General features: G+C 44.3%; 23 protein-coding genes, 1 pseudogene and 2 riboswitches. Of the genes and pseudogenes, 16 read left to right on the top strand and 8 right to left on the bottom strand.

The window, feature by feature from the left end; genetic code table 11:
• Positions 1–70 precede the first annotated feature (70 nt).
• A riboswitch (glycine riboswitch) is annotated at positions 71–155 on the top strand.
• 2 nt (positions 156–157) lie between these two features.
• Positions 158–237: riboswitch (glycine riboswitch) on the top strand.
• A 116-nt stretch (positions 238–353) separates the two neighbouring features.
• Entirely contained in the window at positions 354–1,730 is a 1,377-nt protein-coding gene (locus QMG91_RS07905; protein ID WP_281830140.1) for an alanine/glycine:cation symporter family protein, read from the top strand.
• Positions 1,731–1,876: 146 nt separating this feature from the next.
• Positions 1,877–2,785, top strand: a complete 909-nt coding sequence (locus tag QMG91_RS07900; RefSeq protein WP_281830138.1) for an alpha/beta fold hydrolase — start codon at positions 1,877–1,879, stop codon at positions 2,783–2,785.
• Here the strand turns inward: QMG91_RS07900 and QMG91_RS07895 are convergent.
• Complete coding sequence (locus QMG91_RS07895; RefSeq protein WP_022550824.1) at positions 2,782–3,414, bottom strand: LysE family translocator; 633 nt, start codon at positions 3,412–3,414, stop codon at positions 2,782–2,784. The two genes, QMG91_RS07900 and QMG91_RS07895, sit on opposite strands and share 4 nt — an antisense overlap.
• 183 nt (positions 3,415–3,597) lie before the next feature.
• Between QMG91_RS07895 and QMG91_RS07890 the strand changes: the two genes are divergently transcribed.
• Positions 3,598–5,079, top strand: a complete 1,482-nt coding sequence (locus tag QMG91_RS07890; protein WP_281830135.1) for a carboxypeptidase M32 — start codon at positions 3,598–3,600, stop codon at positions 5,077–5,079.
• A gap of 163 nt (positions 5,080–5,242) precedes the next feature.
• On the opposite strand, the gene QMG91_RS07885 is transcribed toward QMG91_RS07890, so the two are convergent.
• On the bottom strand, positions 5,243–6,421 hold the full coding sequence (locus QMG91_RS07885) for a hypothetical protein (RefSeq protein ID WP_281830133.1): 1,179 nt from the start codon (positions 6,419–6,421) through the stop codon (positions 5,243–5,245).
• A 280-nt stretch (positions 6,422–6,701) separates the two neighbouring features.
• Positions 6,702–6,815, bottom strand: coding sequence for an AraC family transcriptional regulator (locus tag QMG91_RS07880; protein ID WP_080927993.1), 114 nt, complete (start codon positions 6,813–6,815; stop codon positions 6,702–6,704).
• A gap of 105 nt (positions 6,816–6,920) precedes the next feature.
• Here QMG91_RS07880 and QMG91_RS07875 point away from each other — a divergent pair, with 105 nt between their 5' ends.
• From QMG91_RS07875 to QMG91_RS07860, 4 genes and pseudogenes are all read left to right on the top strand, one after another.
• Entirely contained in the window at positions 6,921–7,499 is a 579-nt protein-coding gene (locus QMG91_RS07875) for a class I SAM-dependent methyltransferase (RefSeq protein WP_281830451.1), read from the top strand.
• A 2-nt stretch (positions 7,500–7,501) separates the two neighbouring features.
• Positions 7,502–8,500 carry an HNH endonuclease gene (locus tag QMG91_RS07870; RefSeq protein WP_281830131.1) on the top strand — a complete coding sequence of 333 codons (999 nt, stop codon included), beginning with the start codon at positions 7,502–7,504 and terminating at the stop codon, positions 8,498–8,500.
• Positions 8,501–8,513: 13 nt separating this feature from the next.
• Positions 8,514–8,771, top strand: a pseudogene (locus QMG91_RS07865) (carboxypeptidase M32); the annotation flags it as partial.
• An 85-nt stretch (positions 8,772–8,856) separates the two neighbouring features.
• The gene (locus tag QMG91_RS07860; RefSeq protein ID WP_281830128.1) at positions 8,857–9,309 is read left to right on the top strand and encodes a GNAT family N-acetyltransferase; all 453 of its coding nucleotides are present in this window, start codon (positions 8,857–8,859) and stop codon (positions 9,307–9,309) included.
• A 110-nt stretch (positions 9,310–9,419) separates the two neighbouring features.
• On the opposite strand, the gene QMG91_RS07855 is transcribed toward QMG91_RS07860, so the two are convergent.
• A complete protein-coding gene (locus QMG91_RS07855; RefSeq protein ID WP_281830126.1) occupies positions 9,420–10,277 on the bottom strand; it encodes an AraC family transcriptional regulator in 858 nt (285 codons plus the stop codon).
• A 165-nt stretch (positions 10,278–10,442) separates the two neighbouring features.
• Between QMG91_RS07855 and QMG91_RS07850 the strand changes: the two genes are divergently transcribed.
• The 3 genes from QMG91_RS07850 to QMG91_RS07840 all read left to right on the top strand — a co-directional run bounded on the left by QMG91_RS07850 (position 10,443) and on the right by QMG91_RS07840 (position 12,682).
• The gene (locus tag QMG91_RS07850) at positions 10,443–11,159 is read left to right on the top strand and encodes an SIS domain-containing protein (protein ID WP_281830124.1); all 717 of its coding nucleotides are present in this window, start codon (positions 10,443–10,445) and stop codon (positions 11,157–11,159) included.
• An 85-nt stretch (positions 11,160–11,244) separates the two neighbouring features.
• Positions 11,245–11,994, top strand: a complete 750-nt coding sequence (locus tag QMG91_RS07845) for a copper homeostasis protein CutC (RefSeq protein ID WP_281830122.1) — start codon at positions 11,245–11,247, stop codon at positions 11,992–11,994.
• 43 nt (positions 11,995–12,037) lie between these two features.
• A complete protein-coding gene (locus tag QMG91_RS07840; RefSeq protein WP_281830120.1) occupies positions 12,038–12,682 on the top strand; it encodes a copper homeostasis protein CutC in 645 nt (214 codons plus the stop codon).
• Between the two features lie 104 nt (positions 12,683–12,786).
• Here QMG91_RS07840 and QMG91_RS07835 read toward each other — a convergent pair whose 3' ends face one another.
• A complete protein-coding gene (locus tag QMG91_RS07835) occupies positions 12,787–13,701 on the bottom strand; it encodes a DMT family transporter (protein WP_281830118.1) in 915 nt (304 codons plus the stop codon).
• Between the two features lie 148 nt (positions 13,702–13,849).
• Between QMG91_RS07835 and QMG91_RS07830 the strand changes: the two genes are divergently transcribed.
• From QMG91_RS07830 to QMG91_RS07820, 3 genes are all read left to right on the top strand, one after another.
• The gene (locus QMG91_RS07830; RefSeq protein ID WP_004402221.1) at positions 13,850–14,305 is read left to right on the top strand and encodes an Lrp/AsnC family transcriptional regulator; all 456 of its coding nucleotides are present in this window, start codon (positions 13,850–13,852) and stop codon (positions 14,303–14,305) included.
• Between the two features lie 103 nt (positions 14,306–14,408).
• The gene (locus tag QMG91_RS07825; RefSeq protein WP_281830116.1) at positions 14,409–14,867 is read left to right on the top strand and encodes a carboxymuconolactone decarboxylase family protein; all 459 of its coding nucleotides are present in this window, start codon (positions 14,409–14,411) and stop codon (positions 14,865–14,867) included.
• 295 nt (positions 14,868–15,162) lie between these two features.
• Positions 15,163–15,912 (top strand): helix-turn-helix domain-containing protein, encoded by a 750-nt coding sequence (locus QMG91_RS07820; RefSeq protein ID WP_281830114.1) that lies wholly within the window; start codon positions 15,163–15,165, stop codon positions 15,910–15,912.
• 38 nt (positions 15,913–15,950) lie between these two features.
• Here the strand turns inward: QMG91_RS07820 and QMG91_RS07815 are convergent, their stop codons facing one another.
• The gene (locus QMG91_RS07815; protein ID WP_281830112.1) at positions 15,951–16,370 is read right to left on the bottom strand and encodes a hypothetical protein; all 420 of its coding nucleotides are present in this window, start codon (positions 16,368–16,370) and stop codon (positions 15,951–15,953) included.
• A gap of 478 nt (positions 16,371–16,848) precedes the next feature.
• Between QMG91_RS07815 and dld the strand changes: the two genes are divergently transcribed.
• Positions 16,849–18,555, top strand: coding sequence for a D-lactate dehydrogenase (dld, locus tag QMG91_RS07810; RefSeq protein ID WP_281830110.1), 1,707 nt, complete (start codon positions 16,849–16,851; stop codon positions 18,553–18,555).
• A gap of 125 nt (positions 18,556–18,680) precedes the next feature.
• Entirely contained in the window at positions 18,681–19,460 is a 780-nt protein-coding gene (otnI, locus tag QMG91_RS07805; RefSeq protein WP_281830108.1) for a 2-oxo-tetronate isomerase, read from the top strand.
• A gap of 66 nt (positions 19,461–19,526) precedes the next feature.
• Here the strand turns inward: otnI and QMG91_RS07800 are convergent, their stop codons facing one another.
• Positions 19,527–22,001: a putative bifunctional diguanylate cyclase/phosphodiesterase gene (locus QMG91_RS07800; protein ID WP_004402135.1), complete on the bottom strand. Its 2,475-nt coding sequence runs from the start codon at positions 21,999–22,001 to the stop codon at positions 19,527–19,529.
• Complete coding sequence (locus tag QMG91_RS07795; RefSeq protein ID WP_022550839.1) at positions 21,998–23,116, bottom strand: substrate-binding domain-containing protein; 1,119 nt, start codon at positions 23,114–23,116, stop codon at positions 21,998–22,000. Before QMG91_RS07795 ends, QMG91_RS07800 begins: the two co-directional genes overlap by 4 nt.
• A gap of 89 nt (positions 23,117–23,205) precedes the next feature.
• Here QMG91_RS07795 and QMG91_RS07790 point away from each other — a divergent pair, with 89 nt between their 5' ends.
• Positions 23,206–24,315: a substrate-binding domain-containing protein gene (locus QMG91_RS07790; RefSeq protein WP_281830105.1), complete on the top strand. Its 1,110-nt coding sequence runs from the start codon at positions 23,206–23,208 to the stop codon at positions 24,313–24,315.
• The last annotated feature ends 8 nt before the right edge of the window (positions 24,316–24,323 follow it).

Raw genomic sequence — 24,323 nt, 5'->3', positions numbered from 1 at the left:
TTTCACTACTGACAACCCCCCTTTCTTTTTGTACGATGCGCAGCTTAAAGTCGAAAGACTTTTGTTCCAGTGAAGATGAACAGGAGAGAGACATACCCTAGAGTATGTCCGCCGAAGAATTAATTATTTCAGGCAAAGTGGACTGTCGTTGGAGGAACCTCTGGAGAGAACCGTTAAATCGGTCGCCGAAGGAGCAAGCTTCGAAAGAAGTGAAACTCTCAGGCAAAAGGACAGAGGAGCGAAAGGCAACATTTTTAACCCATTACTGGGAAAATCATCCGTTTTTTGGGATCTGCTTTTGTAGAGACCTCCTTTCTCTCTTCTCCTTATGTTGTTGTAATTAAGGGGAAATCATGCAAGAACTGCATTCTATTTTACTTACCATTGATAATCTGGTCTGGGGACCGCCACTGCTTTTACTGCTGGTGGGAACAGGCGCTTACTTTACATTCAAACTGAACCTGATTCAGTTCCGTCACTTGCCGAAAGCACTGAAAATGGTGTTTGGCAAAGATCCGTCTTCTGGCAATGGGGATGTATCCAGCTTCGCTGCTTTGTGCACTGCCCTTTCCGCGACTATCGGCACCGGTAACATTGTGGGTGTCGCAACCGCAATCAAATTGGGTGGACCGGGCGCACTTTTCTGGATGTGGCTTGCCGCTCTGTTTGGAATGGCGACCAAATACGCTGAGTGCTTGCTTGCCGTGAAGTACCGCCAGAAGGACAGCAAAGGTCAGATGGTCGGCGGTCCTATGTACTATCTACGAGACGGTGTTGGATCAAAGTGGCTGGCATCTCTGTTCGCGATCTTTGCTTTGGGTGTGGCGTGTTTTGGTATCGGAACCTTTCCTCAAGTTAACGCGATATTGGATGCCACACAGCTTTCATTTGGCTTACCGCGTGAAATTTCTGCGGTTGTCCTAACCCTTCTTGTTGCTTTCGTCACGCTTGGAGGCATTCAGTCCATTGCGCGCGTCGCAGGTAAAGTCGTCCCGACAATGGCTCTGCTCTACATTGGCGCATGCGTGAGTGTGCTGGCAATGAATGCCGACCAAGTTATTCCTGCCATTCAGCTTGTACTGAGCTCTGCCTTTACCAACACGGCTGCCACTGGCGGTTTCTTGGGTGCAAGCATTATGCTAGCGATTCAATCCGGTATAGCACGCGGTGTGTTCTCGAATGAATCTGGTCTCGGAAGCGCCCCTATTGCAGCGGCAGCCGCGAAAACCGATTCTTGTGTAAAGCAAGGGCTGATCTCAATGACGGGTACCTTCTTCGACACCATTATCATTTGCACCATGACGGGTCTAACTCTGATTCTGACGGGGGCATGGCAAGGCGACTTGGCGGGCGCAGAAATGACGACCTCCGCTTTCGCAATGGGGCTAAGCTCAGAAACCTTTGGTCCGATGCTGGTTTCCGTTGGGCTTATCTTCTTTGCATTCACGACGATTTTGGGCTGGAACTACTACGGCGAACGCTGCGTGGTGTACCTAATGGGCACCAAGGCAGTTCTTCCGTATAAGATTGTGTTTGTTTTACTAGTGGCGTCTGGTGCCTTCCTGAAGCTGGATATGATTTGGCTGATTGCCGACATCGTGAATGGCTTGATGGCTATTCCTAACCTGATCGGTCTGATTGCTTTGCGACACGTTGTAATAGAAGAAACCCGACTCTTCTTTGAAAAAGTTGCAGAGCCTTCACAATTAGTGGCAAAACATCAAAACTAATGAAATAACCATTGAGAGCCCGGATAAAATCCGGGCTTTTTTATTTTCATAAAAAATATCAATTATAAAAATAATTTTAAAATCTATTTAGATCTTATAAAAATATTTCTTTATCTTATTCTCTAAACACCTTAGGAGAATAACTTATGAACCACTTCCCATTTAAAAGCCAACAACACAAAGAAGAATATTTAAATTATTACCAATCCCAGTTAATGCATTGGCCAAAGCCCTATAAAGAACTTCAAATAAAAACCAGTTTTGGGGTCACCAATGCTCGAATTAACGGAGATAAAAACGCACCTCCATTGATTCTATTTCATGGAGCTGGCACCTGTTCTTTGCAGTGGTTATTGAATATTGAAACGCTTTCCAAACACTTCCGTACCTATGTCATTGATGGACTGATTCACCTTGGATGCTTAGGGAAGAGCGCTCCAGACAAACCCATTAAAAATGAGTATGATGCTGCAAAATGGATAGACGAGTTACTTAAGGGTTTAGGCATTACCGCCCCTATTCACATACTGGGATCAAGTTATGGGGGGTGGATTGCTAGTCACTACGCGAAACAAAGACAAGAATCCATTGCCAAGATGGTACTGGTTGCACCCGCAGGTTCTATTCTTCCTTTGGACAACAAGTATCAATTTCGAAGCATGCTAATGCATATTTTCCCATTTAAATTTGTTCGAAACCGTTATTTCAAGTGGGTATTTAACAATTTATTTAATCAAAACCCTGCGTTATTTTCATCGGTTATACAAGACTTTGATATATCATCAAGAAGTTTTACTCCCATTAATCCTAAAGCGTTACCTAAAGCAGAACCTTTAAATAATCAGGAAATAAAAACCTTAGATATCCCAACCAAAATAATTCTGGCACGAGATGACGTTATTTATTCTTCCAGAGAAGCAGAATCACGAATTAAAGCATTAAATGAGCAAATAGAGGTACAAACAATAGATGGTGCAGGTCACGATTTGCTGCTGACTCACACCGACTTTATCAATCAACTGGTGGTGGATTTTTTACTTGCTTGCCAGCGTTAACGCTCGTCGACCAGCAATTTAACACCCAAGCCAATCAACACCAGCCCTGTGGCGCCTTCTATTATTTTTAAGAAGCTTTCGCTTTTCAGCAGTTGTTTGGCTTTATTGACCATTACTACTAACCCGCCCTGCCACACCATGGCAATCACAAAATGAATGGTCGCCATCAACATGGATTGAGCCAGTGCGCTGCCTTGTGGATCGATAAACTGAGGCAGAAATGCAAGGTAAAACACCGCCGTTTTGGGGTTAAGCACGTTGGAAAGAAATCCCTCTCTTAGTGCAATTAAGCTGGATACATCATCTGTCTTCTCGGCATCTGTCATGGTATTCCCATGCGATCCAAACACTGCGCGAATCGAACTAATGCCCAACCAAATCAGATACGCCGCTCCGACCATCTTCAACGCCATAAACCACTCTGCCGACTGCAACAAAATGGCGGAAATTCCGATGGCAGAAAACGTCGCATGAACAAACAAACCACAGCAAATCCCGAAGCTGGTAAGAAAACCATGCTGGCTCCCTGCCCTTGTGGTATTTCTAATCACCAGCGCAGTGTCTAAGCCCGGCGTTAACGTCAGAATGGTAATCGCAATTAAAAAGGCTTCAATATTCAGGATTTGCATCGTATTTCCATATCAATTCGCTCAATGTGAATTTATACCCCAAATCACCCTCAGTCCCAAATTTTGAGCGGCTTGGCTCAGGTCACAGGACAAAAAATATTTACGATTTTGTTCCATGCGATTATGCGCGAGGCTTGGTATAGTTGGCTCCGTCAAAACACCAACCATGTAACAAGGAAAACCATGAGTTACTACAATAAATTGGTAAAACATTGCCAAAAAATATCTCGCTTTGAACACCTTGATGCGATCTGTAGCTGGGACGCCGCCGCTGTGATGCCTTCTGGTGGTAACGAAGCCCGTTCTGAAGCGTTGGCTGAGCTTTCTGTACACCTGCACCAACTTTCTACCAAACCAGAACTGGCGGAGTGGTTCGACAAAGCCGAATCCGAGTCTTTGAGTTCTGATGAAAAAGCCAGCCTTGCGGAAATGAAACGCATCTGGCAACAAAAAACCGTGCTGCCAGACGATCTTGTTGAAGCGCAGTCACTCGCAGGTTCTAAGTGTGAACACGCATGGCGTACCCAACGTGGAGACAACGACTGGGAAGGCTTTGAAAAGAACTGGGCTGAAGTGGTTAAGCTTTCTCAGGAAGAAGCGCAAATCCGCGCAGAAGCAACGGGAAAAACGCCTTACGATGCGATGCTCGATCTTTACGAGCCTGGCGTATCAACACAAGCCCTGGAAACAGTATTCAGCGATGTGAAAAGCTGGCTACCTGAGTTGATCAACCAGGTCATCGACAAGCAAGCCAAAGAAGAGATGATTCTGCCTACAGGCACATTCAGCGCCGCAGACCAAAAAGCACTGGGCTTGGATGTAATGAAGCTATTGCAGTTCGACTTTAATCACGGTCGTCTGGATGAAAGTGTCCACCCTTTCTGTGGCGGTGTTCCGACTGATGTTCGCCTGACCACTCGCTACGATGAAAACGACTTTATCCAATCAATGATGGGTACCGTGCACGAAACGGGTCACGCACGCTACGAGCAAGGTCTGCCTAAGAAATTTGCAGGTTTACCAGTAGGTGAAGCGCGTTCTATGGGGATCCATGAGTCGCAATCTCTGTTCTTTGAAATGCAGATTGGTCGCAGCACGCCTTTCATCCAGATTTTGGCAGACAAAGCACGCCAGCAATTCCAACGCAGTGAAGACGCATCTTTCTCGGCAGAGAACTTCCATAAGCTATACACTCGCGTTGAAAAAGGCTTTATCCGAGTGGATGCTGACGAACTGACCTACCCTGCTCACGTTATTCTTCGTTACGAAATCGAACGCGATTTGATGAACGGTAAGATCAAGCACACCGACGTACCCGAGCTTTGGGCAGAGAAGATGCAAGCTTACCTAGGATTGGATACTCGCGGTAACTTCACCAATGGCTGTATGCAAGACATTCACTGGACAGACGGCAGCTTCGGTTACTTCCCAAGCTACACGTTAGGTGCCATGTATGCCGCTCAGATGATGGCAAGCATGAAGAAAACCGTGGACGTTGAAAGCGTTATCGCCAGTCAGGAGCTTTCTCCTATCTTCAACTGGCTAGAAGAGAAAGTATGGAGCGAAGGCTGCTTGCACACCACCGACGATTTGGTGAAACGAGCAACAGGCGAAGTGCTCAACGCGAAGCACTTTAAAGCCCATTTAGAGGGGCGCTACCTGTAATCGAAAATAGCTGTAATCGAAAAAGAGCCGCAATCGCGGCTCTTTTTGTTTCAGTAGTCATTAATTCATTCATTGATTTCAAATCAATATCCAGCGCGTTCAAGCCTATTTCAAAAACAATAGAGGCAGCATATATCTGCCGCCTCTTAACGACTTTTTGTTATTAGAAGTCGATAGGCGTGATAGTCACTGTATTGTTACTAACTGGTTTCGCCGTCGCAAAATCCAACGGACCACTTGCAGAATCCAAAACGACAGGTGCATCGGGCATTGAAGTTTCACCTAGGAAGTTGGGCGCATTTCGTGGTGTCGTGTTAATTTTATAAACGTTAATACTATCTGGAAGCGAGAGACTACCATTGACCATTGGTACATCCACGGGTTCGATATGTGCATAAGTATTATCGTCAATCATAAGAGTACCACTCATAACAAACAGATCTGGGTTGGAAGGATCTTTTTGGTGGTAGACCGCATTGGCTAGGAAGTCTTTCAGATCACGTGTCTTTAAAAGGATATTTGATTTGACGTCTTGATAGTCTGCGTGTTGCATCGTATTGGTAAAGTATTTTTCTACCTGAGCAGGATTCCCTCCGGAAACTCGGTCCATACATTTTCTTACTCCATTATCCATATCAAATGAATGATTTATCATAATGTTGTAGCAAAGTTTATGTGCAAGAGTGGTGTTATAAATCTTGCGTGACCTTTTCTGCTTTAACCAAGGCTTACCATTTTTAATTACCAAACCATAATTTCCAGAGTAGAAGTCTTTTGGCATTACTCTGTCAAAAACGACTTCGTTGTTCCCATTTACCACTGCCAAACTACCTACTTCTTTAGCAACGGAAAAACACGCTTCCTCTCCGTGACCAATTTCTACAGTTTCTGGATTACGTGTATTAATAGAAAGCGGAGTAACATAATCTGAAATATAAACACGGATAGATCCATTATTTACGTTATCTGTGTTTGCTATACAGAAATTGCCCTGCCTAAAACTTGGTGGGACTTCACAAACGTTTTCATTCCTGTCATAGCTAGTATTTGATTTACATTCTGCATCAATTGCCATTTCAACAAAAATTGTTGTAAGTTTGTCAACAACACCCAATACAGCTCCAAAAGCGCCAGCTTTACCAGAAACAAAATTCACTTTATACGGAGTGAAATTACTGGCATAAGCGCTTACATTGGCAACAAATCCACCAGTTTTATTTACCGCTTTGATAGTTGTTGCAGTAGCGGTTTCTTCAACAGGCTTTTGAGCATAAGTTGCTCCTGAGAAAATAAGACCAGAACATAGTAGAGATAATGTTATTTTATTTAATTTATCTTTCATTTTATTTCCTTGGATAATTAAAACCTAAATAAACCAACAGCAGTTAATTTAAAATTCGATTTATATTAAATTAATTTATTTGAGCTTCACCGCTCAAGAAAAACACTAATGATAAATTTATTAAAATAAAACCACGATTATTTTTCCAATGACTAAACTTCAAAAAAACAACATCAAAAGTTACTATTGATAAAATTATTTTTAGATGCATATTCCAAAAAAGTTAGATAAACTAAAGTACTAGAGTATTAGACAGACTTCATCTAATCTCATCCCTCCCTCACCTAAATCTTTGCCGGTATTGACTAGGCGACATACCTTTGTATTTCTTAAACAGCCGGTTGAAGTTATCGGAATGCTGAAAAACTCTTTCTGCGACATCAAGAGCAAAAATAGATTTAGATTAAATATTTCATATAGTTAATGATTAATAAATCAATTATTAAGCAAAAGGAAACAAGACCAAAGTCGTGTATGATATGCAAAAACCTTTGCAACAATTGATATGAGTTACTACAACCAAAACGCACAAGAATTCTTTGACGACACAATCAATGTCGATATGTCTACGCTATACAGTGAGTTCACGCCTCTTCTACCTGCAAATGGCTTGATTCTGGACGCTGGTTGTGGTTCTGGTCGTGATACAAAATCCTTTCTAGAAAATGGTTTTTCAGTTCATTCGATAGATGCAAGTAAAGAGCTGGCTGTATTGGCTGAACATTTAACGAAACAGCCAGTTGAAGTAACAACTTTTCAAGAATTTGGATCGCAAAAACAATTTGATGGCGTCTGGGCCTGTGCTTCTCTTCTGCATGTCCCGATGAAAGAACTTCCACTAGCTTTCAAAAAACTCGCAGCACCGCTCAGATTACAAGGGGTATTTTATTGCTCGTTCAAATATGGTCGTGAAGAGGTCATACGTAACGGTCGTGAATTCACAAACTTAGATGAAAAGTTACTCGCACAAGTGATTTCAAACTCAGAGTTAAAAGTATTAAAGACTTGGTGTACTTCTGATTTACGTAAAGGTCGTGAATCAGAGAAATGGTTAAACGCTATTTTGATTAAAGGATAAGCATGGATTTCGACAACGAAGACTTCTTCAAAGGAATTATTCTATTCGGCTTAAACGCTGCCACATACAAGATGAGTCTTGCACAAACTTTGTTGAAAGCATCAAAAAATCAACAGACAGAGATTCTGTGGGGCGATTTAGCCGAGAGTTATTTCGATGCTTATCTGACTCGTCTAGAGCGCAATCCGATGCCACAACAAGGCAACCCTAACCGATTGACCAAGATGGAACGAATTGTTAAAGAACACTTGGTCGGCGCTACCAATAGACAGGATGCAATTAAGAAGGTTGCTGAAACTGCTTTTGAAGATGTAGTGCCACGGTTTCAGACTATAGGTACCGATAAGACAATCGTTGCCAATTACTTCTATGAAATCGACACTGGTAACAAACTTATTTTGAAAGATACTTTACTTGATTTTGATACGACTCAATTAGATACGTTAAACAGTGAAATCAATGCTAGGTGGGGTCTCTTAGAAGGGGCATTCAGTATCAATCAAACTGACTTTCAACTGGCTAACGATATTCGAGAAATATATCTAGAGAGCGGTTACGACAGAAAAGCTTTAACTAACAACATTCCCTTCTTATCGGGCTATCAAGGCAACACCTGCTTCTATTGCGGCGAATCGATGGATGATGACATTCACGTAGACCATGTATTACCAAGGCAAGTCGTGAATCACGATGAAATCTGGAATCTGGTTCTGGCTCATGGAGATTGTAACTTACTGAAATCAGACAAGCTGGTTGGAAAACACTTTATCGAGAAGCTGATTAAGCGAAATGAGAATATCATGGGTAGTAACCATCCATGGAAAGCTCAAATTGCAAATTATTTAGGTACAACAGTAAGACGAAGAGCTGTGTCTCTTCAAACCCATTACGACAATGTAAAAACAGTGCTTGGGAACTACTACTGGGGTGGTTCGGAATCATATAATCCAACAATAGATCCATTCTATAGAAGGCTCATTACAGTTTTGAACAATAAGTAATAGAACTGTCCCAGACGGCAGCTTCGGTTACTTCCCAAGCTACACATTAGGTGCCATGTATGCCGCTCAAATGATGGCAAGCATGAAGAAAACCGTGGACGTTGAAAGCGTTATCGCCAGCCAGGATCTTTCTCCTATCTTCAACTGGCTAGAAGAGAAAGTATGGAGCCAAGGCTGCCTGCACACCACCGACGATTTAGTGAAACGCGCAACGGGCGAAGTGCTCAACGCGAAGCACTTTAAAGCGCATTTAGAAGGGCGTTATTTGTAATCGAAAAGAGCTGTAATCGAAAGGAGCCACAATCGCGGCTCTTTTATAGCGAATATCAATCAAACACATAGTATTTACGAAACTCATGAAGCTAGAAAAAGTAAACCGCGAAAACTTACGTAACGTTCTCAACCTTGAGTTGGCAGACAGCCAGCAAGGCATCGTTTCCTCCAATGCCGTGTCCATGGCACAAGCAGGGCTGCATCCTTATTATCAGCCAAGAGCCATTGCTGTCGATGACCAGATTGTTGGTTTTATCATGTACAGCGAATGGCGCGATGCGGCATGGGCGAAAGAAGAAAAGCTCGGAGAATTCTATATATTTCGAGTGATGGTCGATAAAGAACATCAGGGCAAAGGCTACGCCAGACAGGCTATGAAAGCGACCATAGAAGAAATCAAACAGCAAGGTGCATCGACCATCCACATTGGCTATTCTGAGTCCAACAACGCTGCTCGAAGTCTCTATAAAAGCTTAGGTTTCGTTGAAACAGGTATCGGTGAATGGAGCGATATGATGGCGGAACTGAAGATCTAATCCGCAGAATTTCACGCCAGCAGTAAAAGCCTTTCCAATAAAAAATGCCAGTTACTCAGTTCAAGGTGGCTGGCATTTTCAATAGCTATTCTTTTGAAAATAAAGTCATTTTACCTAAATCTTTGCCGATATTGACTAGGCGACATACCTTTGTATTTCTTAAACAATCGGTTGAAGTTAGATCGGTTGGTGTAACCAACATTTTCTGCGATTAAGCTAATGGGCTGAGAAGTGGTTGTGAGCAGTTGAGATGCGTGATTCAACCTTAGCTTCATCAAGTAAGAGGTATAGCTTTCGTTAAAGTGTTGGATAAACCAACGATGGATGGTGTTTTCACTCACGTACATATAATCCGCAAGGCTTTTTAACGTGATATCGGATGAGTAATGGTTGTCGATGTACTTACAGACTTGGTCAATTCGACTGAAATTGCTGTTTGTTTTTTCTCTTTCCCCTTCCGAAAGGTAGGAAAGCAAAGTTGTGTGGGATTGGTCGGCACACAAATCCCCAAGAATCTGAATTAATACTGCAAGCTGCCCTATGGGGGTCAGGCTGTTAAAATTATCGAGGTGCTGGAAAACTTTTTCTGCGGTGTCTGCAGAAAACCTGACACCTTTGCTCGCATTTTTAATCACGGGACCTAACTGCCTGAGTTCGACGCAGCTGTACATGAGTTTGGCAATCCATTCCTCACGAAACCAGATAACGTGAGTTTCACACGGATTTTGTTCACTGGAATTTACCGATTCAAAGCTGTGTGCAATACCCGGACCAATCAGAAGCAGTTCGTTGTGCTCTATCTGACCTTCAAAATGCCCAACTCTCGATTTGCCCTGAAAGTTTCTGTGTAGAACGAGTTCAAACTCTTGATGGGCATGCCAATATTCTGGCTTCGTCACCTCCTCAAACATCTTATAGCGCCAAGACCAACCGACCCGTTGAGGGACTTTTTGCATCGTTGCTTTCATTTGGATTCGACTCCCACTCACCCTTCACTTCGATGTGTTTGGCAGTGATACCACGCACAATCAGCAATAATCAAGAAAAGTATCAATAGTCGATAGAATAGTATCAGGAACGCAAAATGGAAGTGTTACGGTTAATAAGTCGGCACAGTAAAGGAGAAACAAGGTATGTCCGAATATTTTAACCGCTTGCTGCCAAAGCTCACCTCGCTTGTGGAATCCAATCAACAGGCTTTGTCTCAGGCAACGGAGCTGTTCACACAGGCTATTGTTGAAGACAACATGATTCAGGTTCTGGGAACGGGTCATTCTCATATGATTGGTTTAGAAGGATTTATTCGTGCAGGTGGCCTTGGCAACATCAACGCTATTTTGGATTCGGTATTGCTCACCAACGATGGAGCACTCCGAGGATCGGCAATGGAAAAACTGCCGGGGCTGGCTGAAGTCATCTGGAATGATCAGAACATCTCGCCTAACGATGTGATTATGGTGATTTCCAATTCTGGACGAAATCCACTTCCCATAGAATTTGCACAAATCGCAAAGTCCAAAGGTCATTCGGTTATCGCGATAACCTCAGTCGAGCAGTCGTCTAAGTATCCGAGCCGTCATAGCTCTGGTCTGAAACTGATGAATATTGCAGATATCGTCATTGATAACCAGGTGCCACCAGGTGATGGGTTGTGTAACGTAAACGGGAAAGTAACGGGGGCATTTTCCAGCATCGCAGGCATTCTGATCATGAATATGCTTGTTGTCGAATCGCAAAAAGAAGCCTTAAAACAAGGTGTCACACCGCTAATTTTCTCCAGTCAGAATGTAGATGGCTTCGATAATGACTACGTGTATCAACACTTCGGTTCACGATTAAAGTCCATGTAAATAATTAAAGCGCTCATATCGATAAAACCAGATATGAGAATTATTCATTCCATCAAATATACATTCAAAAATGGAGGAATTTATTATGGATATGGAAATTGAAGTGTCTATTGGAAATATCGAGTCTCTTTATAGCGCTATCGCAGGAGGCGCAACCCGAATAGAGCTTTGCTCAGCATTAGCATTGGGTGGATTAACACCTAGCTACGGATTAATGCAACAAGCAGGGCGAATATCGAGTATCCCGGTATACGCTATTATTCGACCTCGCCAAGGAGACTTCTTTTATAGCGAAGATGAAATAGACATTATGATGTCAGACATAACCTGCGCGAAACAGGCAGGGTTGCAGGGGGTTGTACTTGGTGCACTAACATCCACGGGGCACATTCATATGCAGCACGCAAGAAAGCTCTGCGATTACGCCCACCAACTGAAGCTCGGTGTCACCTTTCATCGCGCATTTGATCATTGCAATAACGCAGAAAAGGGGCTGGAAGACATTATCAGCCTCGGTTGTGAGCGGGTTTTGACTTCTGGACTTGCTGCAACTGCCCCGTTAGGTACAAACATGTTAGCAAGTCTTGTCCAACAGGCTGGAGACCGCATTTCCATCATGGCAGGCGCTGGTGTGAATGCCGGTAATGCTAAAGACCTTGCTGCAAAAACCAGAGTGAAAGAATTGCATCTTTCCGGAAAAACGACTCGCCCGACGAAAATGATGTTTACCTCCGAGCACAGCAAAATGGGGGCGAACGATATAGATGACTATCAGATTCCGGTTACAGATAAAGCGGCTATTTCTGAAATAGTTCACCTCTTTAAAAGCAAATAGTTCCAAATACTCATTCATCACTTAATGACAATCAGGAAATATTATGATCAAAGAAATTTGTGTGGAGAATTTCACCTCCATACCGGATGCTATAAAAAATGGCGCAAACAGAATCAGCTTAAAAGATAATTATTTAGAACAGGGAACAACCGTCAGTAACGGCGTAATGAAAGCATCGATTGAATACGCACATAAAAATAATATTCCGGTTGTAGTCTGTATAAGACCTCGTAAAGGCAACTTTATGTATACACCGCAAGAAATTGAAATTATGCAGACCGATATTAAGCTCGCCAAAGAACTCGGTGCCGATGCGATTGATTTTGGTTGTTTAAGCCAGAATAACTCTATCGACAAAGAAGCTACGCTAAAAATACTCGAATCTGCTGAGGGTCTAAAAACGGTATTTCACATGGCGTTTGATAGTATTCCAAGATCAGAACATCAAGAAACGATTGACTGGCTACACAAGCAAGGTGTTACCCATATTCTTTCTCACGGATGCCCTATTTCGGAGCCCATCGATATCGCTTATCTGAAAGAGACCATAGCCATGGCAAAGGGCAAGCTAACCATCGTTCCCGGTGGCGGTATCAACTACTCCAATGTTGAAACTATTGCCAGCGAACTTAATGTGAGCGAAGTGCACGGCTCGCATATCGCCAAGTTAGACAGCTATGAGTTTTAGCCCCCCAGCAGCAAATTGGAACTAAACCATAAGAACCTTTAGAAGTTCAAAAACATCACTGCGCAGTGAATCAGGTTCAGGTTGAACGCAATCGGATGATTGCCTTAAGAACGGTTAGACAAAATTACTCCTATCACAGTCAAGCTTATCCCGCATGCAATCGCGATTGTTAATCCCTCACCAAACACTGGCACTGCCGCAAGCGCCGTTAACGCTGGAGATAGTGATCCAATGATGGACGCCTGCTCCGAGCCGAGCTGCCTGATGGCGTAGCTATAACCAATGGTGGAAAACAAGCCCACACAAAGCCCCTGCACCAGAATAAATGGCAAAGCATCACTCAAAGAGAAGTTTCCAAACTGGCTGGATACGGAACCACTCAAAACCAGCGCAATTGTTATCAACAAAGAGCACCAGGAAATCAAGATGGTGACAGCAATAGGGCTTAATCCTGAACGCTTTAAGCTCATGGTGTAGACAGCCCAAACAGTACTCGCACATAACAGTACAGCGATGCCCTTTAGAAATTCGCCAGAAATTCCCATACCCTGCCCTACAACCATAATGGCAACGCCGAGCATAATAAGAGCCAGCGAAACAATTCGCTTCAGAGATAGAGCATTACGGAAGAATAACCAGCCAATCACTGCGACAAAAAATGGCGGAGTTCCTGCCAGAACAGTGCCTACATACGCAGCAGGAACGTAATTCGCCCCCATAGAAGCGATAAAGAGAAATGGCACACCACCAAGCAAAATCATGATCATATCGGTCATTTTTACTTGTTTGATTTCATTCAGGTAACGAGCGGTAAAAGGCAATAGCAAAACAACGGGAACCAAGAAGCGTATCAACGCAACATCGGCTGTAGCCAATGGTGACGATCCAATCGCTCGTATAGAAAGAGCAAATCCTGTCCAGATAAACAGCACTAATGTGATAACAGCGTACCCCTTTAAATTAGGAGATACATTTGGGAAACCTACAGCGGATTGAAAATAGCTGGCGACTTTTTCCATAACAAAATACCTGAACAAGAATTTCGAACAGACAAATTATTCATCAGATCAGCCGCACTTATTCGGCGAATGTGGCACAGTTTCTTGTCAAGATTAGTGGATTCCATCATGATTAGTACAATTGTTAACGAAAATCGCCAAGAAGATTATGGACAGAATTGATCGCCACATCCTTTCCGTTCTTCAAAAAGAAGGACGCTTATCTACCGCAGAACTTTCCGAAAGAGTCGGGCTCTCTCCTTCTCCCTGCGCCAGACGCCTTAAACGCCTCGAAGATGAGGGGTATATCGAAGACTATCAGGCGAACCTGAGCCGGGAAAAAGTCGGCATCGCAATGAGTTTTTTTGTGGAAGTCAGCCTCAATAACCACCAAGCTGAGTCGATAGAAAAGTTTGAAGAAGAGTTGGAAAACATCGAAGAAGTTGTGAGTGCGCACATTGTGTCGGGTGGCTACGATTATCTGCTCGAAGTCGTCAGTCCTAATCTGGCAGGATACGAAGCCTTTACCCGAAAACTACACAGAATAACCAGCGTGAAAGACATACACACCCACCTTTCTGTAAGGCAGGTCATCAGTAAAAGCCCGCTACCGATATTTGTGTGAGGTTGAGTAAGATTTTCCGTCTTTTTAGCTGATGTCGAATTTCTTCAATCAATCGCCTTCAACGCCGGTTAGCCTATAGCTAAACGATGAAGGAGATAGGCTTATGGCAACTAGATTGGATTATTTCAACGCAGCCCCAGAGGGCTTTCAAATTCTGCTCGGGCAGGAAAATTACCTTCGAGCTCAGTTCGAGCAGCTTCCCCACCTTTCCGTTGAACTATGGGAACTGGTAAAACTGCGTGTTTCACAAATCAATCAGTGCGCGTTTTGTATCGATATGCACAGTAAAGATGCGCTAAAAAACGGGGAATCAGAACACCGATTGATTGGGTTAAGTGCGTGGCGTGAAATGCCGTTGTATAGTGAACAAGAACAGGCTGCACTGCATTGGGCAGAAGTTCTGACGAAACAAGGTAATGCCTCGGATGATGACTATTCCGCGACACTCGATGTGTTTGGTGAACAGGAGATCGTCATTCTGACTCTGGCGGTGAATGCCATTAATAGCTGGAATCGCATTGCCAAAACATTCAAGCCCGAAATCGGCAGCTTATCGGGTTAACCAAATGGTAAAAAACACTTAGGGTCTGTTGACCTTTCGAGCTGATTTTTGCAGCCATTTGTGGGTTCTTTATACAAGGCAGCGCTTATTCGATGTAGTCGCTCTACATCAATAAGCGGTAACACAGTAGAAAGGAGCCACAAATGCTGCCCGAAGGGTTCGGTTCTATGCGCTTTACTCTTTGTTGCAAGGTATTTGCTTAGAATGACTAAGCTAAAGACCTTGCGCCGCGATTAAAACACATAGAACTCGAACAAAATTTAACCGCGAAAGGCCAACAGACCCTATCAACGCAATGGATTTTCGAATCATAAAACCGAAGAAGAAGTTAGCCGACCATGTGCAAGCCATCTGGTCGGCTAAAGTCGTAAAAGGTTTACACGATTCGACGTCCAAACCTCTATATTGTGACGGAGGTTCAGGAGTCACCTTCTTGCTACGTGGCGAAGTCTGCATGGCAGGCGAGCTCATCAAAACTCCTATTTACTTTCAACAATACAGTAAGCAAACACAGTTTATAGAGTTAGGAGAAAACGCCGAACTTTGCGGCATGCGATTTCACCCAGGAATGATGCCTTCATCTTTGTTTTCAGATGCCTCCAGCTCACAAGCGTTCTTATCTGAACTCTATACCCAACTCTCAACACAAACCAATCATAGTGCCCTCTTATCAACCCTATACCGATGGTGCAGCCACAATATTGAACTCAACAACCCGAGCTTTGCCAAGCGTTCTTCGCTGATTCATCTGGCGACAAACGGAAAAATTGGCGAGCAGTTTCAGCAAAGCCAAAGGCAGGTGGAAAGACAGTTCCGTGAATGGATCGGCATGAGCCCAAAGTACTTTCAGCGCCTCCGCCGAGTGCATAGCAGTGTGGCAAAACTAAGGGAAAACCCGAACGTATCGCTCAGCGACTTTGCATATGCACAAGGCTTTTCAGACCAAGCGCATATGACCAGAGAATTTAAAACCTTTTTACTAACCACTCCGGGGGAATTGAGTGTGCGGCTGAAAGGGAAAGGAAACACAAGTAACCATAGATAACCTGTTATTAACCCTGACTTTTTATTGGAATGCTCTTTCTAGAAGCTTGAATCTCCCCCACCAGAACTAAAATCAGATTCCGCACCAGCAGAACCAAAACCATCATGCGATACATTAGGTTTCGGTGTACTTACACCATGAGTGGATGCATATTCCAAATATTTATCGGCTGTTGTTGCAGAAGGATGATTGAAGAGAATCTCGCTGACTTCTCGATGAAAATCTGGGTGAGCACCAAAAGATGAACTTAGACCAAGAGACATGTATAAGCTTTGGCTAGCCATCATGCCATAAGCATAATTGCTGTAGCTTGGATCAGATTTCTTATCGAGCGCCACTAACGCCCAGTCTATTTCCTCTTTAGAGTAATGCTCTTTTATGCCGAATTTTACAGCTAGCCTCGGGGTCACTTCTTTAGCTACCGATTTTGCAATTTTCTTTTTTGACCAATCAAACATTGTGCTTTAACTCCCTTAAAGACAAGAAACACTAGCCTAACACTTCACAGCTTAAATATTTTTTTACGTTCCAATAATCAAGTAGTTAATAAAAAATGACTGAAGATTTCAACGCAAAATTCAGCATAGTTCGTTTTTTAACATTCAAAATAACCTCGCTTCATCACCAATATTATCCATTTAGTCTCCACATTCAAAACCTTGCACCAGATCACTTTCCATTCACATAAAATTTAACTTTCACACTCAGACAATTATGTCATTTTTGGAAAAATACAATGTTATTTATTCCAATAATGACAAAATAAAATCTAACTAACTGATTGTTTTCAAACAAATCAGCCATTTCTGTCGTGTAGCTTTAATGGAGTTTTTGGCAAATATGTGGTGTCTGCTTCTGGTTCAGATTGGTATTCGAAATTAAGATAAACACACTACAACGATTAACAAACCGATCACACATTGTGAAAAGGACGCTATGAGTACCCAAGAGCTAATCAACACCTTCATCGATATCGTCGGGCAAGAGCATGTTTTAACCCAGGAAAAGAAAACCGAATATTACCGCTCGGGTTTTCGATCTGGTAAAGGAAAAGCACTCGCTGTGCTATTCCCGGGCAGCTTGGTAGAACAATGGAAGTTATTGCAGGCAGCCGTCGCTGCTAACTGCATTGTGATTATGCAGGCAGCGAAAACCGGCTTGACGGAAGGCAGTGCTCCCAACGGTAACGACTATGATCGAGAAGTCGTTGTGATTAACATCATGCGTATCAATCAGCTCCATTTAATCGAAGAGGGTAAGCAGATCATCAGTTTACCAGGTGTCAGCTTGCACAAGCTTGAGAAAACGCTGAAAACGGTAAACCGAGCTCCCCATTCGGTGATCGGGTCTTCTTCTATTGGCGCTACCGTGGTCGGTGGTATTGCAAATAACTCTGGTGGCGCTCTGGTCAAACGGGGACCAGCTTATACCGAGCTGGCGTTGTTCGGTCAGGTAACAAAAGAAGGCGAACTGGTGCTTGTTAACCATTTGGGGATTGAAGGGCTTGGAGAAACACCGGAAGAGATCCTTGCAAATGTCGAAGCGGGTAACTTCGACGCGAGCAAAATCATCCACAACGACGCCATGGCATCAGATAGAGAATACGACGAACGAGTCCGAGACGTAGATGCAGAAACCCCATCTCGTTTTAACGCCGATTCACGTAGATTATTTGAAGCCAGTGGCTGTGCCGGAAAGTTGGCTGTTTTTGCCGTGCGTGTTGATACCTACCCAGTTCCTGAGAAAGAGCAGCTTTTTTACATTGGCTGTAACGACCCCGCTAAGCTGACCATGCTTCGCCGCGAAATGCTGAGTAATTTTAAAAACTTGCCGGAAATGGGCGAATATATGCACCGCGACATATTCGATTTAGCGGAAAATTACGGTAAAGATGTATTCCTTTCTATTCATCATTTAGGCACAGACAAACTCCCCAAATTCTTTGCTTTAAAAGCCAAAGTTGAGTCGGTTTTAAATCGCATTCCTTTTGTCTCGAAAGACCTGCCCGATACCCTACTCTATTGGATGAGTAAACTCTTCCCTCAACATTTGCCGGAACGCATGCTGGATTATCGGAATAAATACGAACATCACCTGATTCTAAAGATGAGTGATGGTGGAATTGAAGAAGCAAAAGCGTACCTAGGTAACGTTTGGTCTAAACAAGATGGCTGTGATTACTTTGAATGTACGGCTGATGAAGGTAAAAAAGCGCTGCTTCACCGATTTGCAGCCGCAGGTGCAGCCATACGTTACGAAACCATTCATTCGAAAGAGGTGGAAGACATTCTCGCTCTGGACATCGCTTTACGCCGAAACGACATTGACTGGGTGGAACAGTTGCCAGAAGAAATCACAAACGACATGGTCATGGCTCTCTACTACGGACACTTCATGTGTCATGTATTCCATCAGGATTACATCTTCAAAAAAGGGGCTGACACCAAAAAGATCAAAGCCAAAATGTTGGAATTGCTTACCCAAAAAGGGGCGAAATACCCTGCCGAGCACAACGTCGGGCATCTATACGAAGCAGAAAAGCAATTGCAGGCATTTTATCACTCACTTGATCCGACCAATACCTTTAACCCCGGTATTGGGAAAATGAGCAAGTACAAACGCAATTGCAGCTGTTGCGGCTAGAATCTGACAGCCCTTCGAGATTGTGATCCTAAAACAGCAAGCTCAGACTTGCTGTTTTTTTCTTTCTATGAACCGCACTGTTAGAATTATCACTTCGCTATTCACGGATGAATGGAGACAACCCCATGCCAAAGTTCGCGGCAAACCTGACCATGCTTTTTAATGAAGTGGATTTCCTGGATCGTTTTGAGCTGGCTAAACGCGCTGGTTTTAAAGCGGTCGAATTTCTTTTCCCTTACGAGTATGAAGCCAGAGATATCGCGGACAAACTGAAAGAGAATGATCTGGAACTGGCGTTGTTCAACCTCCCACCCGGAAGCTGGAAAAGCGGCGACAGAGGCATCGCTGCTCTGCCCGATCGCGAAAGCGAGTTCCGTGAGAGTGTTCAAATAGCACTAGGCTACGCACAAGCGCTCAACTGCAAAAAAGTTCACGCCATGGCAGGCATCGTCGAATCTTGTTTCTCCCGAGAGCAGCACGTATCAACCTTTATCAAGAATATTCGTTTCGCGGCAGATGCATTTGCAACACAGGGTATTGAAGTTATGCTCGAACCTCTCAACAGCCGTGATGTGCATGGGTATTTTATCTCCCATCAACAAGAAGCCATTGAGCTCATCCACCAGATTGACCGTCCAAACGTGAAGCTTCAGTTTGATTTCTATCACGCTCAGATTATGGATGGCGATATCACCCGCTTACTTCGAAAATGTGGCAAATACATTGGGCATGTTCAGGTCGCTTCTGTCCCCGACAGACACGAACCCGATTTAGGTGAACTCAACTTCCCCTACCTGTTCGACGTGCTGGAAAACATCGGATACAAGAGCTGGATTGGCTGCGAATATCGCCCTAGAACAACGACAAATGAAGGTTTGGGTTGGATGAGGCGTTATACAAATTAAACAGCGGGTTAGTAAAAAGAAAGAGACCAAATGGTCTCTTTCTTTTTGTCTATACAGATAAGAAATTTACCCTATATTCTGCTTTTTTTGATCATCGGTCAGATAGCCAATCCAATCATCGACAGGCAGAGGTCTGGCGAAGTAGTAGCCTTGAGCACAGCGACAGCCTATTTTCACCAATGCGTCGACGTGGCTTTCTGTTTCTACCCCTTCTGCAATCACCGTTAAATCGAGCACTTGCGCCATTTTCAGTACTGCGCTGGTGATCTCGTAATCGAGCTTGGAAGAGTTCACTTCCTGAATAAAGCCTCTGTCGAGTTTGATGCAATCTGCAGAAAGATTTTTAAGCACAGATAGCGAAGAGTAACCCGTTCCGAAATCATCAATCGCAATCTTGTAGCCTTTTGAGCGAAGCGATTCGATGGTACGTACACAGGTTTCAAAATCGCGCATCATATCCCGTTCGGTAATTTCCAGCAGAAGCTGATCCGGTCGACACTCTGTTTCGTCCAGAATGGCTTGCAACTGGTCGGCAAGATCGGTCATGAAGAACATCCTCGCCGAGAAGTTGACCGAGAAGATAATTCCTTCCAAATCAATGCCTGAATGCTGCCACTGGGTGATCATGCTCGCGACTTCGCGGAAGACCCACTTATCAATATCGATAATCAGATCGGTTTTTTCTGCTACTTCAAGGAAATCGACAGGTGGAAGCAAGCCGAGCTTCGGATGCTGCCAGCGCACTAGTGCTTCTGCACCAACGACGCTCTGAGTATCCAGATCGATTTTAGGCTGGAAGAACACCACCAGCTCGTCGTTTTTGATTGCCTGATGCAAGCCCACGTTAGTCTCGATCAAGTCGGTCACTTCGAGCGTCATCTTGTCGGCATAGACACGATACTGGTCACGACCATTGCGTTTCGCGTGGTACATCGCCGTATCGGCATTTCGAATCAGGGTTTCGCCATCCGAACCATGTTGTGGGAACTGACACACACCAATACTGGCGGAAACAAATACGGTTTTATCGTTGATGTAATAAGGTTTGCGCAGCGCCTTGTTAATTCGGTCTGCCAGCACTTCACCATTTTCAAGGCTTTCTACCTTAGAAAGCACAACCATAAATTCGTCGCCGCCCATTCGGGCAACAAATCCAATATCGGTAATCAGTTGATCGAGGATCTCTGAAATATTGGCGAGCAAGTTGTCACCTGATGCATGACCAAGTGAATCATTTATGGTTTTGAACTCATCAATATCAAGATACAACAGCAGGAACGAGCTATCCTGTTTTTTGGCTTTCTCAATTTCGTCATCCAGACGCTTAGTGGCTAACAAGCGGTTCGCCAGCCCCGTGAGTGGATCGTGGTGTGCCAGGAAGTCGAAGTTTTTCTTCTCTTCATTCAAATCTGAATACGCTTCAGATAGCCTGACTGCCATTTTGTTGAAGGCGTTTTCGATGTGGCTCCATTCATCGGTCCGCCCTAGATTGATAGGCTTATTGGCTCCATCCGATTCCAAACCTTCAAAGCCTTCTTTTAAGTCATCCAAAGGTTTACGAATATGGCGTTTCACTACCTGACTGATCAGCAAAATGGACAACAAGAAGGCCAGAATACTGGTTACGACGGCGTTGAAACGCGATTTTCCAATTTCCTGTTCTAGTTGCTGACTGAGCTCTAGCGCCTGCTTCTGCACTCTCGCTTCGGTCATTTCTACCATAGCAAGCAGTTCGTTCTGAGCGTTGACTAACGCCGCCATCACCAGCCAACGTTGTTCCAGATTCGCACTGATACGGCGAAGAGCAGCGTTGTAGCGTTTTACCGTGCGCTTCATGCGTTTCTTCTGCGCAGACACTTGTGGCGTGTCGATATCGACGTTTTCGAGATGAAGAAGGAAGATATCCAGCTCTTTCTGAATTTCGATGATCAGAACTTTTTCGGTCTCTGGTGTGATTCGGCTGTGAATGTTGCCGACCATTTTACCTACGGTCAGGAACACCTCACGCAACATGTTCACCAAGTCCAGCTCGTTGTTGTAACGAATATAATCGGGTTCGCGGATGTTAGTGAGCTTGCTGTCTGCGACCACTAATTCTAGCTGATCCAACTGCTCAGCTAGGGTGTCGTCGATTTCCTGCGTCTGTTTAAGAATGCGGTTTAGCGCCAGCGAACTGCCAAGAAAGCGATGGAAGTTATCGATAAACGAGTCCATCTTCTTGGAGAAATCTCGGTTGGTAGAGAGATCTCTTAAGCGTTGCAATTGGAGATCGATGTTAAACGCTTCTTCAGAAAGCGTGGTTTCACTGAACAGAAACGTTTGTTCCAGTAACTTCACGCGTGACGTCAGAGCAAATACGCGTCGGCTGATTTCAGAGTTCACCGTTAGTACTGAAACGTGTTCAGATGCTTCCGTTTTCAGAGTGGACTCGACGTAGTAGAGCGAGCGAATCACAGTAAATATAGCCACACTGACTATCGCCAGTAGCAACAGGTTGGAGAAGATAATCCGCTGAGTAATGCTAACTTGAGATAATTTCATCGGCCCTTCCATATCTTCAGGTACGCGTCACGATAGCCGTTTTCAGGATCATAAATACCAGTGTCATCCTGGTTGATCAGTTCCTCGACGTTCTCGGGCGTCACTAGGTGAACAGGTGCGGAGTAACCGCTGGGCGGAAGTTGGTGAAAAGCTCGGTTTAGCTCATCTATAATTTGCCATCCTTGCAAATAAAGGGGTTCTGGGACAGTAGCCAGTTGGAAGAAGTCCTGATCAATGCGTTTGTAAGCCGCTTTACTGCCGTCACCCGCAGAGATGTTGCTTGGAACGGGTTTTCCTTTCTCAAGGTTTGATTCAAGGGAAGGAATCGCATAGTCGATGTACAGATCATTGATGGCGAGAATATGAGTGATTTGTTCGTCGTGCTTTTTCCACAAATACTCGAAGGTGTCAGGCATTTTCTCGGCAATTTCATCAAGCGGAAGAGGCTGAATTTCGAGCATGGTACAGGTCGGGCAACGCTCGATAGTCTGCGCCATCTTATTGGCTTTGATGGTTGCGATCTGGTAGTTAGGGTCGTTAAACACCACCGCTTTAGCGGTGCCTTTAGAATCAACAACTGCCAGCAACGCCGCCACTTCCGCAACATCAAGCGGATCGGTGGTGATGTTCATATACAGACCGAGATCTTTGTTGCCGCCCGCCAGCTCTGTCGCGTGCCAGCCAATGACCACAATCCCCAAACTTTCTGCAAGTTTGAGGGTTTCCCGGTGCCGCTGGGCATCGATTCCACCAAGAACAATGGCATCAGGTTCAAACCCTATCGCCTTCCTCAATGCAGCACCCTGACGGACTTTAGACCCCAGCCCGTCGATAAACCTCAGGTGCCAATCGAGGTTTGATATGGCTTCTGACATCCCCCTTGCCACGCCATATACGCCACCGTTACGTAGGTCGGAAGCGATAAAAATGATGTTCTTGTCTCGTGTAATGCGTGGTCCATCAGTCGGACCATCCCAAATTTGATTACTGGCAATCGCCTTTGCAACTTTTTCCTGCGCATATGCAAGGAAATCCCCTTCGGCACCATCAGCAAAACTGGATGAGCTGAAAGCAATAGCAAACAGGCTTACTGCTCGCCTTATGATTTTTGTCATAATTTTATTCGATAAAGTATCTTTTTGTAAGAATCGGCTTTATATAATTACAATAATGTTAATACATATTTTAATAATTGGTAACAGTGATGAACTATCACATTTATAAATTTTTATTTGCTGCTATAACCGGAACTCTGGCACTTTCACCTACGGATGGGCTTGCTGATAGTTCAAACACTAAGAACTCCCAGATACATCAGATAGATGCGGGTAAATTGGAGAAATTTCAGATCACGGTAAGTGCCCCACCTGAACCGCTGACGAAAAAACCAGAAAAGCCGATACGCATCGCAATTATTTATCCCAGTGCGGATATTTCTGACTTTTGGGTCCGAAACTACACCGCAATGACAAAAAGACTTGAAGCTCTGAAGCTTCCGTTCGAAGTCACCGAGTTCACATCTAAGCAGATCGAGCACTCCCTTCAGACTCAGCACACCAACTCAGTTTTGAATGCTGAAGTTTCCTACGATTTTGTGATTTTTGGTCCTTCGGAACTGGAATTGCAATCAAGCAATATTCAGAAACTGGCGGCATCCACCGACTTTCAGACGTTCATCTGGGCGTTCCATACCCCAAACCCTGAATGGGAATTCCAGCCGGATGCCTGGTTCGATTTCTCCAGCGCGATGGGTGCAGAAGTGCTTTGTGATTACGTCATTAAACATCTCGGAAATGACGTGAGCTTCGCGGCTAACCGTGGTATTCCGGGGATCACCGATACTCAGCGCTCTCAGGGGTTTATTGACTGCGTTGAGGAAAAAGGTGAATGGTTAAGCGTGTACGAGCACTTTGGACAATACCAGAAGCTTGGGGGAGCAGATGGAGTGCGCCTGATATTGGATAATTTCCCAGAGGTCACCATGGTTCACAATGCCAATACAGCAATGACCATGGGTGCGGTTGATGCGCTGCGTGAAGCCAAGAAACTGGATGATATTTTTATCACTGGTTGGGGCGGTACAGCCAAAGAGATTGAAAAAATCAAGCTGGACGAGCTAGACGCAACTCCCATGCGCATGAGTGACGATTTAGGCGTGGCAACGGCTGAGTCAATCAAATTCTACCTTGAAAAACGAGCGTCTGAGGTTCCGTTAATTTATCTGGGAAGGATCACCGTGGCACACAGTGATATGAGCGATGTGGAGCTCAATACCCTGACTCGTGAGGCATTTCGGTACTCAGGCAGCGAATAGCTAAACCC

Origin of the sequence: Vibrio nigripulchritudo, from assembly GCF_027924785.1 — a bacterium.
Lineage (GTDB): Bacteria > Pseudomonadota > Gammaproteobacteria > Enterobacterales > Vibrionaceae > Vibrio > Vibrio nigripulchritudo.
Note: the sequence above shows the minus strand (reverse complement) of the source record. Positions and strands in the feature narration are given on the sequence as shown.